The following is a 14,471-nucleotide window of genomic DNA, read 5'->3' on the forward strand; positions in this document are numbered from 1 at the left end:
TTTGATTATTTGGTATCGATACCTGTTTACTGCTTTGAATATTTAGAAATAGACTGGCTAATTGTTTGCCATGATCTAAATCAAAGGTTATGCCGTTAAGGGGCGGTGCGTCCAATTGATATTGCCGACTAAGTGATAAATAGAATCTATCATGCGGAGTAAATATGGAAAGTGTTGCTTGTGTCACAGTGATAAATAGACCTGTCACTGTGATAAATAAAATTTATTAGCCAGTGCGATGCGAGCTCTATTTTACGAGAGATTCGTTGGGCAGCCTTGATATAGCTGAGTCTCCCGTGATAGTTGCTGTCTATCACGCTATAGATAATTTAGATTTGACCTATATTTAAATTAGGCATACTTTGATTTAAATCAAAAATACCGTTGTTATTTTAGCCGTTGCTTTACAGATTGAGCCATTTTCCGTGATAGGTATTTTCAATCACAGAGAACCGTTAATGTACGACGAACGCGAAGAAGACGCTTCATTTCAAGGTTTTACTAATCATTCATGGATATAAAACAACTTAAGTATTTAATCGCTTTAGATCAAACGAAACACTTTGGTCAGGCTGCGACACTTTGTCATATTACTCAGCCTACGTTGTCGATGAGGATAAGGCGTTTAGAAGAAGAGTTAGACCTCGAGTTGATTTCAAGAAGTCAACGTTTTGAAGGGTTTACCGAAGCGGGTGAGCGTATATTGGCTTGGGCAAAGACCGTCTTAGCGGCTCATGACGGTTTACAAGCCGAAGCGGCTAACTGCCGTGGCCAACTGGTCGGCTCGCTAAGAGTTGGCATGGTGCCTTTAGCCAGTCAAAACCCGATGCAGTTGATTAAGCCTTTAGCAGAAAAATTCCCTGAACTTCGCTTTCAAATTTTGTCGATGACATCTGAGCAGATCATAGACCAGCTCAATCGTAACCAACTTGATTTAGGCATGTGTTACACCGACCAGATCAATACGGCTTATTTTGACGTTATAGAAATGAACTCGACGGATTTAGGCATTCTGTATGATAGCCGATTCTTTGATTTTGCTGAGTCGGAAGTCTTATGGGAATCACTCAATAGCATTCCTTTGGGGCTTTTGTCTAAAGGCATGCATTATCGTCATTCGATTGATTTGAGTTTCGGTAGTAAAGGCCTAGTTCCGCAGACTTTGATTGAAAGTAACTCTACGTTTCACCTGATCCAAGCTGTCACCAGTGGCCTGTGCTGTGCTGTTATGCCGCTTAACTCAGGATTGGAAGAGCTCAACGAACAACTGCGTATCGTACCGATAGAAAAAGCCGTGGTGCATTCGCCTCTCGGTCTACTTAAGCGTAAACAAGAACCTTATTCGGCACTCACTGATCAGTGCTTTGCTGAAGCAAAACACTTGTTTAATCAGTGATGTTTGTTTAACCAGTGATATTTATTTAATAAGTAACGTTTTCAGTCTGAGTCGATATCGTCAAGCTGACTGTCTTTCCGGGTGATTTTATGAGATGTATAACTCAATCCTATATTGAACTGCCTGATTTTAATCAAGCGCCTCCACAGCCCAATACCATGAGCTATCGAGAGCTTACGGGCTATAGCATGGTGGTGGATGCACCTCTGGCAAACGAATCTGCATTGGCGATCAGTTATAACGGGATCAGTCAGGCGGTTATGATGGTGACGCCTGGTCACATGGAAGACTTTGTGCGTGGTTTTAGTTTAAGCACCGGTATCGTAAAAAAATTCAGTGAAATTCGTGATATTGAGATTGGTGGCAATGGTGAATCTCATTTCGCGCAAGTAGAAATCAGCAACCGTGCTTTTTGGGACATGAAAACTCAGCGGCGTAACTTGGCTGGAACTACAGGCTGTGGTTTGTGCGGTGTTGAGGCGCTTGAACAAGCACTTCCGGATTTGGTTCCATTGCCATCGTCGTTATCACCCAGTCCACTGGTTTTTCAGGGGTTGAGAGGGCGAATTGCCGAACATCAAAAAGCAGCCAAAATATCCGGTGCTTTACATGCCGCTTTGTTTGCGAATTCGAAAGGTGAAATTTCACTTTGTCGTGAAGACATCGGCCGCCACAACGCACTGGATAAATTAATAGGGGCAATGGCCGCAAACGAGATCAACCCTAAGTCGGGTTTCGCCATTATGACGAGTCGTTGCAGTTTAGAGCTTATCCATAAAGCCGTGCGTGCTGAAATCGCAACCTTGGTTTGTTTGTCGGCTCCGACCTCACTGACGGTCGAATGGGCAAGACGTAATCGCTTAAATCTGATTCACTTACCCAACAGCAGTCCACCTCGTCTATATAGCCCTGCGCCTTAATGTCATGTTTTCGTTTGGATAAAAAGAGAGACCATTGTGTCTCTCTTTGGTTTTTATTATAAATGATTATTGTTTTACGCGGATTGGTGGTTAATTTATATCCAAACGGCTGTTTTGTTCAATTTAATAGCAAAAAATGTGGTTATAGCGTTGTGTTTCAAAGCTCATTCGATAAGATGAAAACACCTCTAATGACAGAGGTAGGGCAGCAATGGATACGCTGCTTCAAATACTATGGAATGTGACTTAATTATTGGACACATACATGAAATTCAAGATTACATCACCGATTATTGAACCTACGGAAGGTTCACCACATCAGTTAACGCAAACTCACGCTTCTCGTTTTACCTCTTTTAAGACAAGCTCCCCTTTGAACACCTTGTTCGACCACGTCTCTGCACGCTTCTTTACCGCTTATCGCTCCTATTGTTATTCGTTTTATAACTCTATTTCTATCTGAATTCCTTTGTCATCCGCTCGATGTACGAAGACTCACATCTATAAAAACTAAACAAATAAGTTAAAAACAATGAATATTAAAATGATGGGTAGCTCCCTAATTATCGCTGGTACCGCTCTCGGTGCTGGTATGCTTGCGATCCCAATGGTATTAGCTCAATTCGGATTGCTTTACGGCACACTGCTGATGGTACTGATCTGCTTCGGTACCACTTACGCAGCATTATTACTTCTAGAAGCGACCATCAAAGCGGGTGGTGGTCTAGGACTAAACTCAATTGCCCGAAAAACCTTGGGTAAACAAGGCCAGTTACTGACTAACGGCTTGCTATACGCGTTATTGATTTGCCTATTGATGGCTTACATTCTAGGCGCAGGTGATTTGCTGAGTAAGTTACTGTCTAACTTTGGCGTTGAACTCACCGCGACCACGAGCCAAGTCGTGTTTACGTTACTTGCTGGTGCAGTCGTCGCAAGTGGCACAGGAGTGATTGATAAGCTCAACCGCGCATTGTTCTTTGTGATGTTAGCAAGCTTGTTTGCAACCATGGTGTTCTTAGCGCCGAGCATGACTCAAGAAAACTTGATGCAGGTAACCAGCCATGACCATGTTGATCTAATCAAAACCAGTGCCATCCTGTTTACGAGCTTTGGCTTTATGGTTGTGATTCCAACCTTGGTTTCTTACAACCACGAAGCGACAGACAAACAGCTGCGTAACATGGTGATCGTCGGTTCTCTGATCCCATTAGTGTGTTACTTATGTTGGTTGTTTGCGGTAGTGGGTAACTTGAGCGAAGAGCAATTCAGAAGCTTCAAGAACGTATCAGATTTGATGGCGGCGTTTGAGGCTCAGTCTCCTTGGGTGGGTAACGTTCTGTCTACCTTCACTGGCTTGGCGTTGCTGACCTCTTTCTTTGGTGTGGCGATGTCTTTATTCAACCAGAACAAGGACATGTTCAACCAGAACACCGCAGTAACGTACTGCATTAGCTTTATCTTGCCGTTGGCGGGTTCATTGCTTGCTGCGGACAAGTTCCTACAAGTGTTGAACTACGCAGGTATCATCTTAGTGTTCCTAGCTGTGTTTGTTCCTCTGGTGATGGTTCACAAGCAGCGCTTCATGAAAGTAGCGGAAGACAGATACAGCGCTGAAGGTGGCCGCCCAATGATGTTGTTCTCCTTGCTATTTGGTTGCTTCTTACTTATCTCGCAAGTGATTTAGCAAACCAATTTAGTCGGTTGAATAATTAGGGCGTGTTGACCTTTCGTGGTTAAATTTTGTTCGAGATAAAAGCGTTTTAATCGCGGCGAGGGGGAAGTAGCCTAGTCACTCTAAGCAAATCCCCCTCAACAAAGAGTAAAACGCTTTTTGCGTGGGCGCCCAGCTCGAACCCTTCGGGCAGCGTTTGCTGGCCATTTCTACTACGTTATCGGCTTCTCATGTAGGCTAGCTACACATCGACGCCTCTGCCTTGTATAAATACCCAGCAACTCGCTGCAAAAATCAGCTCGAAAGATCAACACGCCCTAGTCACTAAGCTTCAGCTACAAAAGCTTTAGATACAAAAAAAGGAACGCATCGGCGTTCCTTTTTATTATCTGCTCGTTAAAAGCAGATTGATTCGAAAGCTATTAACAAACGAATGTTAATTAACAAACCACCTTAACTGCTAAACCACCTTGAGATGTCTCACGGTATTTAGCGTTCATGTCTTTACCGGTTTCTAGCATAGTTTCGATAACTTTATCTAGAGAAACAGTAGGAGCAGAAGAGCGACGAAGTGCCATACGAGTTGAGTTGATTGCTTTAACTGCAGCAATACCGTTACGCTCGATACATGGTACTTGTACTTGGCCTGCTACTGGGTCACACGTTAGACCTAGGTTATGCTCCATGCCGATTTCTGCAGCCATACATACTTGCTCTGGGCTACCACCCATAAGCTCAGCAAGACCAGCAGCAGCCATAGAACATGCTACGCCAACTTCACCCTGACAGCCAACTTCAGCACCAGAGATAGAAGCGTTACGCTTGTAAAGACCACCGATCGCACCAGAAGCCGCGAAGTAACGGATGTAATCTTTCTCTGTCACCGTTTGGATGAACTTGTCGTAGTACGCCAATACAGCTGGGATGATGCCACATGCGCCGTTAGTTGGTGCAGTAACAACACGGCCACCGGCAGCATTTTCTTCGTTTACTGCGAATGCAAACATGTTCACCCAATCAACAACAGTCATTGGATCATTGGTTGTTTTTTCTGAAGTAATCAGAAGTTGGCGAAGTGAAGCTGCACGGCGAGGTACACGCAGTGGACCCGGCAAGATACCTTCAGTATTCATACCGCGATCCATACACTCACGCATCGTTTTCCAGATGTTTGCGAAGTAAGTACGAGACTCTTCGTCTGAGTGGAAAGCCGCTTGGTTTTTCATAACCAGTGTACTGATAGAAAGACCACTTTCTTTACACTGATTAACCAGCTCTTCAGCTGTTGTGAATTCGTAAGGTGCTTTAATCGGGTTTTCTTCTTCTTTGCCGAAGCTCTCTTCGTCAACGATGAAACCGCCACCAATTGAGTAGTACGTTTTTGAGTAAGCTACTTCGTCATCAACCCAAGCATGAATGCTCATGCCGTTCTCGTGTAGAGAAAGGTTGGTTTTATGGAAATTCATTCCGCCATCTTTCGGGAACGAAACAGTATGACAGTGCATACCAACAGGTAGACGTTCAGTTTCTTCTACGCGAGCAATGAAGCCTGCGATAGAGTCGATATCTACTTTCTCAGGAGTATTGCCAGCAAGACCCATGATGATAGCGATATCTGTGTGGTGACCTTTCCCTGTCAGTGATAGTGATCCATATACGTCCACGGTGATTTTAGTGATGTCGCGCAATTTTCCCATTGAACGTAGGTCATCAATAAATTCTTTACCCGCTTTCATTGGTCCAACTGTGTGTGAGCTCGATGGACCAACACCGATTTTATAGATATCAAATACACTAATCATAGCGATTACCTCAAAAAGAGAGCCTCCCAAGGGGAGTAGGGAGGCTCATTTATTATCATTATATTTTTTGTCTAATCTCGCGATATAAGATGGATGTCATCTTATAAAAAGGACTTGAGATTAAAGAGCGCCGTAGATTACAGAACTAATAGCCGCTAGACCACATAAAGCTGTAAAGATTTGCACAGGTGCTGATGTTTTGTACTTAGCCATTGCTGGTACTTTCTGCATCGCGAATACAGGCATTAGGAACAGGATAGCTGCAATCATTGGAGCACCCATTGTTTCAATCATACCTAGGATGCTTGGGTTAACTACTGCAACAATCCAAGTTGTAACAACGATGAACGCTAGAGATGCTTTCTCAATCGTGCTGATTGAAGAACCAGAGCGAGACTTGATTAGACCAACAAGACCTTCATGAGCACCTAGGAAGTGACCGAAGTAGCTAGAAGTAATCGCTGCGAACGCTACTAGAGGACCCATGTAAGAGATAAGTGGAGACTCGTGAACGTTAGCTAGGTAAGAAAGTACCGAGATGTTTTGCGCTTGCGCTGTAGCTAGTTGCTCTGGAGATAGAGAAAGCACTACAGAGAATACGAAGAACATTACAAAACCCATCAGCATCATTGCTGCGCCGCCAGTGATCGCGTCAGTTTTCTTAACTGCGTCTTCACCGTATACACGACGTTGCTCTTTAGAGAACTGTGAAATGATTGGGCTGTGGTTGAAAGAGAACACGATGATTGGAATCGCAAGCCAGATAATAGAAGGCATTGAAGACCATTCTGGGCTTGTTTCCATCATTGAAGTGTTCCATTCAGGAACTAGGAAGAAAGACAGCGCTAGTAGGACGAATACTAGTGGATAAACCATTGCTGACGTTGCTTTAAGCATCAGTTCTTTACCGAATACAACACCTGCTGTCATAGCAAGGATCAGTGCACCAGAAAGAAGAGGACGTGGAATAGATTCCATACCCATTTGGTTTACTAGGAAAGAATCAACCGTGTTCGTGATACCAACACCGTAGATAAGAACGATTGGGTAGATAGCGAAAAAGTAAGCAAAAGTAATAATGTTTGCGCCAGTCTTACCGAAGTGCTCTTCAACTGTGTCTGTAATATCAGCTTCAGGGTTTTTAGCAGACAGTACGAAACGAGCTAGAGATTTGTGTGCGAACCAAGTCATTGGTGCCGCGATTAGAGCTAGGATAACTAATGGCCAAAAACCACCCGCACCAGCTTTGATTGGAAGGAATAGTACGCCAGCACCAACTGCTGTACCGAATAGTGATAAACACCAGGTAAAATCTTTATAGTTAAACTTGCTTGAATCTTTAACGGCATTTGCCGAAGAAGTTGTTGTGTTCATGTTAAATTACTCATTTTTTGGGAACAGGAAATAAGTTGGGGCTAATTCTGCAGAATTTTCTTCTGTAAAAAATAGATCTAAATCATGTAATGAAACGGCGTGTCACATGATATGCGAAAAACGGATTTTTGATCACGAAATTGGCGTGCTACAGGTGATTTATGCTCATGCTAGACATTAGTTTTTATTATGCGAATGGCGGGGGTGGTCAGATTTATACCAGGGAAACGTTTGCGTAAAATTGCATTAATAAATCTGTTCTATAGAAAGGGTGGATTTTGTTAACAGAGATTAAACAAAACGTAGTTGCTATGTAATTTGTTGCACTACATGTCGCTGCAGAGATTGGATGATTTGTGCTGTAACGCCCCAAATTAGGTGCTCTTCGAAGGGCATCGCAAAAACACGATGCTTGATTTGTTTAACGTTAACAGTGTGGCTGTGTAACTTGGCTTGGTCTAAAACATAGGTGGCAGGCACCTCAAAAATCGAGGCCACTTCGTTCTCATCGATGATGGCTTCATAGTCAGGATCGACCATTGCAACAATCGGTGTCACAGAAAATTTACTAATAGTACTCAATGCAGGTAATTGGCCAACAATTTTAACTTGATCCGATCGAATCCCCACCTCTTCGTGGAGTTCTCTAAGTGCAGTAAATTGCATAGAAGGGTCGGAAAGTTCGTGTTTTCCCCCAGGAAAGCTGACTTGGCCTGGATGATGCTTTAAATGAGCGGCTCTTTTAGTAAAAATGACATGTAAACCATCTTCTCGTTCTACTAAACCGACCACCACTGCCGCTTTGCGCAATTGATCGCCACTGATATGCGAAACACGCTCTACAGATTCGGGATGATAGCCAACTGTAGGGTTAAGCTGGAATTGTTGAAGGAAGTTTTCTTTATTCATATCAAGCCAATATATTGATTATTATGATTTTAAGTATAGACATAACCGTGGGCTGATTACCAATTTTGAGTGTGTCTTCATTTACTTACCCTTAGTTCAGTCTTTAACTAAGCACAATAAAGGGGAGGGGCAGTCACCCATCTCCTCAAAATGAGGGGTTTTGCTATATTCAATATTTGTACATTTCCGAGTAAGCGTTACCCATGTCATAAAATTAGGTGATGAAACGTAGTTTTTTTGTTTAAGAATTTGATAACAATAACTTAGTAGACCATTCTAAAAAGAAATAGAAGAAAAGGTATGAGATGAAAGGAATCATATTCACCGAATTTTTAGAGCTTGTTGAAGACAAGTTTGGGCTAGAGCTTTTGGAAGAAGTTTTAGAGATGTCAGAAGACGAAGGGATCTACACGTCGGTCGGAAGCTATGACCACAAAGACCTTGTCAGGTTGATTATCAACTTGAGTAAGAAAACCGATATTGATGCCGCCAGTTTACAGCGTGTTTTTGGGCAGTCGGTCTTTAAGAACTTATTGGCCTCATTGCCTAATAAAGCGAGCCTTGCTCATAGCACGACCACCTTTCAATTTATCCAACACGTAGAGCGCTATATTCACGTTGAAGTGAAGAAGCTCTATCCGGATGCGGAGCCGCCGGAATTCAGCTTTATTACTACGACTGAAGCACAGCTTGTTTTTGACTATAAAAGCGCAAGGTGCATGTCTCACGTTTGCTTAGGGCTTATTGAAGGGTGTGCTGAATACCACGGTGAATCTATCGCGGTTGAAATGACGCCGCAAAATGATGACCAAAGCGTGGTTAGGTTTAATCTCAAAGTAGAAAAGTGATATGGATCCGGCATCTGCCATAGAGAAGAAACTTAAGCGTCAAATCGCGGCAAGGAAAGCGGCTGAAGCGCTGTTGGAACAAAAGAGCCTCGAACTGTTTGAGGCTAACCAACAGCTTGAGCTTGCTCTGCGTCAGTTAGAAAAGCGCTCTAACGCGAATATACGCCGTATTGAATTCCAAGAACAAATCGACAACCTGTTGATTGATTTCGGGCGCGCGTTCCTTAGAAATGATCTCGATGACGTCATGTTGTCACAATTGACGATGAATGTGACCAACAGTTACTTGATCGAAGCCAGTCGTTTGATTTTGCCTCCCAAGCTGATCCCGCAGTTACACACCTACGACTATGGTGACGAAGCCGTCGAGGTGATAGAGCAATACATTCAAGAACCTCATTGGCAAGGCAACTTGCTAACGGTGCCATTAGAGGTCGAAAAGGTCATAGTCGGCGCGTTAATCGTGAAGGTTAGATTGTTAGACCAAGACTACGAATTCATTCAAAGCCAACTGTTGTTAGTGACCGATCTTATCTGCAGTGCATTAACTCATCAGCTTGCTATCAATCGAAATGTTGAGTCACGTAAACGAGCGGAAGAGTCCGAGAGGGCAACGCGCGACTTTGTGGCCATGATTAACCATGAGCTAAGAACTCCGCTCAATGGTTTGTTAGGTAGTGCAGAATTGATCAGCGATACCGAACTCAGCAATTCTCAGCGTGAAATAGTGAATAACCTGAGTCAATCTGGAGAGTTTCTCAGAACCATCATTAATGACTTGCTTGATTTCAGCAAAATCAATGCAGGGATGTTGGATCTTATTCCTAAGAAATTTGCGTTGCATGATTTGAGAAATACGATTGAAAGTATCTTCGTCAATCGGGCGATTGAGAAGCAGATCGAATTTAATATCAGTGTCGCATCTAACGTACCTTCTCATTTCCAAGGCGATTTAGAACGTATCACGCAACTGTTTGTAAACTTAATCGGTAATGCGATCAAATTTACAGAAGAGGGGCACGTCAATGTCGATATTGAATGGGACAAAAACCAGTTTGTTTTCTCAGTGGAAGATACTGGGGTAGGCATTGCCGAATCTGCACATAAGACGCTGTTTGAACCTTTCACACAAGCTGACAACTCAAGTAGCCGAAATTATGAGGGCACTGGGCTTGGTTTAGCGATTTGCCGCAAGCTGGTGGCTCTGATGAATGGCGTGATTGGGGTGACCAGTGTTGTTGGCTCAGGCACTACGTTTACCATCTCGATTCCTCTTCAGGTTGTCGATGTACCAGCAGAGAGTGATAGTGTCGCTAGAGGCTTTGAATCTGAAGTCGAATTGTCACTGCTTAAAGTGCTGGTGGTTGATGATATTAAGATGAACCAGATCATCATCCAACAAATGTTACGTAAACATGAGATTGAACCTGCTACCGCGAGCAATGGTGTAGAAGCTTTTGAGCTTGCTTCAGATAATGAATACGACATTGTTTTCATGGATTGCAGAATGCCCGTCATGGACGGATTTGAAGCGACAGAGAAACTTAGAGATAAGGGTTACGTTAGATCTATTGTGGCACTCACCGCCGGAACGACGCTGGAAGAGCGAGAACGTTGTATTCAGTGCGGAATGGATGACATTCTTAGTAAGCCTTACACAGCCAATGATCTTAAAGAAATGCTCAAGAAGTGGGGTGTCTCTGCAGTGAAGGTCGTTCAAACAGATTAATAAAGCGTTGTGAGTCATGTGTTCTAGCTCAAAGACTAAAAAACCGAAGTGATCTTACGATCCTTCGGTTTCTTTTTATTTCGGTTTCTTCTTATATAGAGCTTTCGCTGGCCGTTAAGCAGCGAAACTGTCAGCTAATGACGTTATGCTTAACATTCCTCAAGTACAGGTAGAATACGACTTAGTTTATCCAACGTCTCTTGGTACTCAGAAGCACAATCACTATCGAATACCACACCACCGCCAGCCCATGCATAAAGCGTATTGTTCTCTGCCACTAACGTACGAATAGTAATGCTGGTGTCCATTCTGCCATTTCGGCTGATGTAGCCAATACTGCCGCAGTACGCTGAACGTCGATGCGGTTCTAACTCTTCAATGATCTGCATCGCGCGAACTTTTGGTGCTCCGGTAATCGAGCCTCCAGGGAAACAGGCTCTCAGAAGGTCAGTTGCAGAGTATTGGTCATCAAGGTCCGCTCGTATCGTGCTCACTAAGTGGTGCACAGCAGGGAAGCTTTCAATATCGAAGAGCTTTGGTACATGAACCGATCCCGGCTTTGCGACTCGGCCAATATCATTACGAAGCAGATCGACGATCATCAAGTTTTCTGCCTGATCTTTATCGGCGTTGACTAGGTCTTGTGCGTTGGCATCATCAATCATAGGGTCTTCAGAACGAGGGCGTGTGCCTTTGATCGGTTTTGTTTCAATGGTGCCACTATTAAGTTCTAAGAATCGTTCAGGCGAAACACTGATGATTGCGCAGTCGGCCAAACGGATAAATCCAGAAAAGGGTGCTGAGTTGTGTTGTTCCAATTTGTCATAGGCTAGCCATTCACTGCCTTGGTATTGGGCATTGAAACGCTGAGCCAAGTTAATCTGATAGCAATCGCCGGATAACAGATACTCTTGAACACTATCGAATTTCATTGCGTAGTTCTGTTCGCTCATGTTGGATTTCCACGGTGTGGTTAATCCAAAGGGCGCATGTGTTCGGTTTGACCGAGCCACTTGCTGCATCAGCCAATCATGATGTTCATCGATATTGCTGCCGACAATACACGCCGTTTTTAATTGATGGTCAACGATCACAGCCCACTCATACAAACCAACCGCCATGTCTGGCGCTTCAATGTCTCGCTTTGCGAGTGAAGGAAGTGTTTCAACTCTGCGCCCCAAATCATAACTAAAATAGCCCAATGCACCGCCAACGAATGGCAACTCAACGTGCTCTTTCGTTACGGGCAATAACTGTTGCTGATATTGGTCGAGTAGTTCGAAAGGATCGGAGTCTGAAACCTCGCACGTCTCATTAACATTAACGGTCGTTTTTGCACCGACTGTCTCAAAGGTGGCGATGGGTTGAGCAACTAAAATATCGTATCGACTATCAACGTGGCTTTCTGAAGCTGAGCGTAATAGCATTGCCCACGGTAGGTTTTCAATATGGGAAAACAGCTGTTTAGCTAAAGTTGATTGATATTCAAGCGGCTTGATTTGGATAGAGCGAAATTCGTTGTTATTCATTTGTTTAATTTGTGACAAAGAGTTCGATCACTGCATGGCGTGTGAGAGGAAGCAAGAGTATCATAAATTGAAAATAAAATGGGTTCTTGATTAGAACGGTGTAATACAAGTGGTTTAGTTTACAGCTATGCAAGCGATTGCTAAAGCAACTAAATACAGCTCAACACAATAAAAAGCTAAGCCAATTAGGCCTGAATAGTCAAACCATGAACCCACATGGAACCAGAACAATAAAGAGGCATGCAATGACGGTTATTCGTAAGCAAGATGTGATCAGCAGTGTCGCTGACGCACTTCAGTACATTTCTTATTATCACCCTTTAGACTTTGTCCAAGCCCTAGAAAAAGCGTATGAGAAAGAAGAGAGCCAAGCAGCAAAAGATGCTATCGCTCAGATTCTGATTAACTCGCGCATGTCTGCGGAAGGCCATCGTCCAATTTGTCAGGATACGGGTATTGTTACTTGTTTCGTGAACATCGGTATGGATGTTAGGTGGGAAACGGATCAAACAGTACAACAGATGGTTGATGAAGGCGTTCGTCAAGCTTACAACAATCCAGATAACCCATTGCGTGCATCTGTCCTAATGGACCCTGCAGGTAAGCGTATTAATACAAAAGACAACACACCAGCGGTTGTTCACATTAATATGGTTCCAGGCAACAAAGTTGAAATTCAAATCGCGGCAAAAGGCGGCGGTTCTGAGAACAAAACCAAGATGGTAATGCTTAACCCTTCTGATGATATTGCAGAGTGGGTAGAGAAGACGCTACCAACAATGGGCGCGGGCTGGTGTCCACCGGGCATGCTTGGTATAGGCATCGGCGGTACGGCTGAGAAAGCAGCAGTACTAGCGAAAGAATCTCTGATGGAACACATCGATATTCAAGATCTTATCGACAAAGGTCCAGAGAACGCAGAAGAAGAGCTTCGTTTAGACATCTTCAACCGTGTAAACAAGCTTGGTATTGGTGCACAAGGTCTTGGCGGTCTAACGACTGTGGTTGACGTTAAAATCAAAACAGCGCCAACGCATGCAGCTTCAAAGCCTGTTTGCTTGATCCCGAACTGTGCAGCAACGCGTCACGTTCACTTCACGCTAGACGGCAGCGGCCCTGCAGAACTAACCCCACCTAAGTTAGAAGAGTGGCCAGATATTACTTGGGAAGCAGGCGCGAATACACGCCGTGTTAACCTAGATGAAATTACTAAAGAAGACGTTCAAGAGTGGAAGACTGGCGAAACGGTTCTTCTATCAGGCAAGATCTTAACCGGTCGTGATGCAGCGCATAAGCGTATTCAAGGCATGCTTGAAAGTGGTGAAGGTTTACCTGAAGGCGTCGACCTGAAAGGTAAGTTCATTTACTACGTTGGCCCTGTTGATGCGGTACGTGATGAAGCGGTTGGTCCTGCTGGCCCGACAACGTCTACTCGTATGGATAAGTTCACCGACATGATGCTAGAAGAAACCGGCATTATGGGAATGATTGGTAAAGCAGAGCGTGGCCCTGCAACGGTAGAGTCAATCAAACAACATAAATCGGTTTACCTAATGGCGGTTGGCGGTGCAGCTTATTTAGTCGCGAAAGCAATTAAAAAAGCACGCGTGGTTGCGTTTGAAGATCTCGGTATGGAAGCGATTTACGAGTTTGAAGTTGAAGACATGCCGGTAACGGTCGCGGTTGACTCTAACGGCGTGAACGCGCACCAGATCGGCCCTGATACGTGGAAAGTGAAAATTGCTGAAGCTGAAAAAGCATAATTTACCGAAGTCAAAAGTAGTAACAGGCGCTAGCTTCAGCGTTTGAATTGCAATTCTTGACAGAAAGTTGAAGACAAAAGTGCAGCATTATTTGCACTTTTGTCTTATTATCAATGATATAGTGATAAACACATAGTTTGATATAAGAATATAGGAGAGAGGAATGCCTCGTTTTATTCAGATCCTACAGATTATCTTGGCAGTGGTGATTGGTGCTTTTGTTGGTTACGACCTGATCTTGAAAGGGATCAGCATCTTTGATAATAAATACGTGACAATTACTTGTGCGCTTTGGCTAATTGCAGAGATTGCACTGTTTGTTATCTACAAGTTGATTGAAGACGATTAAACGTCGGATATCGCAGAAAAATTCTAAAGCCCCTGATTATGAATGTAGTCAGGGGCTTTTATTCATCTAGCATTAAGAATGTGTATTGCATACTTATCACTATTAGTAAAAGAACAAGCAAAAGCATACATACTATCCCAACAGGGAAAGAACATAGGCTTGCCTCTCTATTATCAT

The 14,471-nt window shown here is 43.6% G+C and carries 12 protein-coding genes; 8 read left to right on the plus strand and 4 right to left on the minus strand.

Going from position 1 to position 14,471, the window contains the following annotated elements:
- The first annotated feature begins 511 nt into the window (after positions 1-511).
- The 4 genes from NX845_RS01315 to NX845_RS01330 all read left to right on the plus strand — a co-directional run bounded on the left by NX845_RS01315 (position 512) and on the right by NX845_RS01330 (position 4,003).
- Complete coding sequence (locus NX845_RS01315) at positions 512-1,396, plus strand: LysR family transcriptional regulator (RefSeq protein WP_004734714.1); 885 nt, start codon at positions 512-514, stop codon at positions 1,394-1,396.
- 89 nt (positions 1,397-1,485) lie between these two features.
- Complete coding sequence (gene fdhD, locus NX845_RS01320; protein WP_260256413.1) at positions 1,486-2,316, plus strand: formate dehydrogenase accessory sulfurtransferase FdhD; 831 nt, start codon at positions 1,486-1,488, stop codon at positions 2,314-2,316.
- A gap of 265 nt (positions 2,317-2,581) precedes the next feature.
- Positions 2,582-2,779, plus strand: coding sequence for a hypothetical protein (locus NX845_RS01325; protein WP_131825228.1), 198 nt, complete (start codon positions 2,582-2,584; stop codon positions 2,777-2,779).
- A gap of 81 nt (positions 2,780-2,860) precedes the next feature.
- Complete coding sequence (locus NX845_RS01330) at positions 2,861-4,003, plus strand: amino acid permease (protein WP_029224515.1); 1,143 nt, start codon at positions 2,861-2,863, stop codon at positions 4,001-4,003.
- A gap of 428 nt (positions 4,004-4,431) precedes the next feature.
- Here the strand turns inward: NX845_RS01330 and NX845_RS01335 are convergent, their stop codons facing one another.
- From NX845_RS01335 to NX845_RS01345, 3 genes are all read right to left on the minus strand, one after another.
- Entirely contained in the window at positions 4,432-5,793 is a 1,362-nt protein-coding gene (locus NX845_RS01335; protein WP_004734717.1) for an L-serine ammonia-lyase, read from the minus strand.
- Positions 5,794-5,913: 120 nt separating this feature from the next.
- Positions 5,914-7,167, minus strand: coding sequence for an aromatic amino acid transport family protein (locus NX845_RS01340; RefSeq protein ID WP_017091019.1), 1,254 nt, complete (start codon positions 7,165-7,167; stop codon positions 5,914-5,916).
- Between the two features lie 309 nt (positions 7,168-7,476).
- Positions 7,477-8,076: a CoA pyrophosphatase gene (locus tag NX845_RS01345; RefSeq protein WP_017080578.1), complete on the minus strand. Its 600-nt coding sequence runs from the start codon at positions 8,074-8,076 to the stop codon at positions 7,477-7,479.
- Positions 8,077-8,381: 305 nt separating this feature from the next.
- Between NX845_RS01345 and NX845_RS01350 the strand changes: the two genes are divergently transcribed.
- The gene (locus NX845_RS01350) at positions 8,382-8,924 is read left to right on the plus strand and encodes a heme NO-binding domain-containing protein (RefSeq protein WP_017080579.1); all 543 of its coding nucleotides are present in this window, start codon (positions 8,382-8,384) and stop codon (positions 8,922-8,924) included.
- Position 8,925: 1 nt separating this feature from the next.
- Positions 8,926-10,653: an ATP-binding protein gene (locus tag NX845_RS01355; RefSeq protein WP_260256415.1), complete on the plus strand. Its 1,728-nt coding sequence runs from the start codon at positions 8,926-8,928 to the stop codon at positions 10,651-10,653.
- A 149-nt stretch (positions 10,654-10,802) separates the two neighbouring features.
- Here NX845_RS01355 and pabB read toward each other — a convergent pair whose 3' ends face one another.
- Complete coding sequence (gene pabB / locus NX845_RS01360; protein ID WP_260256417.1) at positions 10,803-12,182, minus strand: aminodeoxychorismate synthase component I; 1,380 nt, start codon at positions 12,180-12,182, stop codon at positions 10,803-10,805.
- A 245-nt stretch (positions 12,183-12,427) separates the two neighbouring features.
- Here pabB and NX845_RS01365 point away from each other — a divergent pair, with 245 nt between their 5' ends.
- Together NX845_RS01365 and NX845_RS01370 are read left to right on the plus strand one after the other, a co-directional pair.
- Entirely contained in the window at positions 12,428-13,945 is a 1,518-nt protein-coding gene (locus NX845_RS01365; protein WP_004734730.1) for a fumarate hydratase, read from the plus strand.
- Positions 13,946-14,108: 163 nt separating this feature from the next.
- Complete coding sequence (locus tag NX845_RS01370) at positions 14,109-14,294, plus strand: hypothetical protein (RefSeq protein WP_004734731.1); 186 nt, start codon at positions 14,109-14,111, stop codon at positions 14,292-14,294.
- Positions 14,295-14,471: the final 177 nt, after the last annotated feature.

This window comes from Vibrio sp. NC2 (genome assembly GCF_025195005.1).
Lineage (GTDB): Bacteria > Pseudomonadota > Gammaproteobacteria > Enterobacterales > Vibrionaceae > Vibrio > Vibrio splendidus.

Excerpts from the sequence above, each read along its gene's own strand:
- NX845_RS01315 (WP_004734714.1), top strand. The coding sequence starts at position 512 with ATGGATATAAAACAACTTAAGTATTTAATCGCTTTAGATCAAACGAAA.
- NX845_RS01350 (WP_017080579.1), top strand. The coding sequence starts at position 8,382 with ATGAAAGGAATCATATTCACCGAATTTTTAGAGCTTGTTGAAGACAAG.
- NX845_RS01355 (WP_260256415.1), top strand. The coding sequence starts at position 8,926 with ATGGATCCGGCATCTGCCATAGAGAAGAAACTTAAGCGTCAAATCGCG.
- pabB (WP_260256417.1), bottom strand. The coding sequence starts at position 12,182 with ATGAATAACAACGAATTTCGCTCTATCCAAATCAAGCCGCTTGAATAT.
- NX845_RS01340 (WP_017091019.1), bottom strand. The coding sequence starts at position 7,167 with ATGAACACAACAACTTCTTCGGCAAATGCCGTTAAAGATTCAAGCAAG.
- NX845_RS01345 (WP_017080578.1), bottom strand. The coding sequence starts at position 8,076 with ATGAATAAAGAAAACTTCCTTCAACAATTCCAGCTTAACCCTACAGTT.
- NX845_RS01330 (WP_029224515.1), top strand. The coding sequence starts at position 2,861 with ATGATGGGTAGCTCCCTAATTATCGCTGGTACCGCTCTCGGTGCTGGT.
- NX845_RS01325 (WP_131825228.1), top strand. The coding sequence starts at position 2,582 with ATGAAATTCAAGATTACATCACCGATTATTGAACCTACGGAAGGTTCA.
- NX845_RS01335 (WP_004734717.1), bottom strand. The coding sequence starts at position 5,793 with ATGATTAGTGTATTTGATATCTATAAAATCGGTGTTGGTCCATCGAGC.
- NX845_RS01370 (WP_004734731.1), top strand. The coding sequence starts at position 14,109 with ATGCCTCGTTTTATTCAGATCCTACAGATTATCTTGGCAGTGGTGATT.
- fdhD (WP_260256413.1), top strand. The coding sequence starts at position 1,486 with ATGAGATGTATAACTCAATCCTATATTGAACTGCCTGATTTTAATCAA.
- NX845_RS01365 (WP_004734730.1), top strand. The coding sequence starts at position 12,428 with ATGACGGTTATTCGTAAGCAAGATGTGATCAGCAGTGTCGCTGACGCA.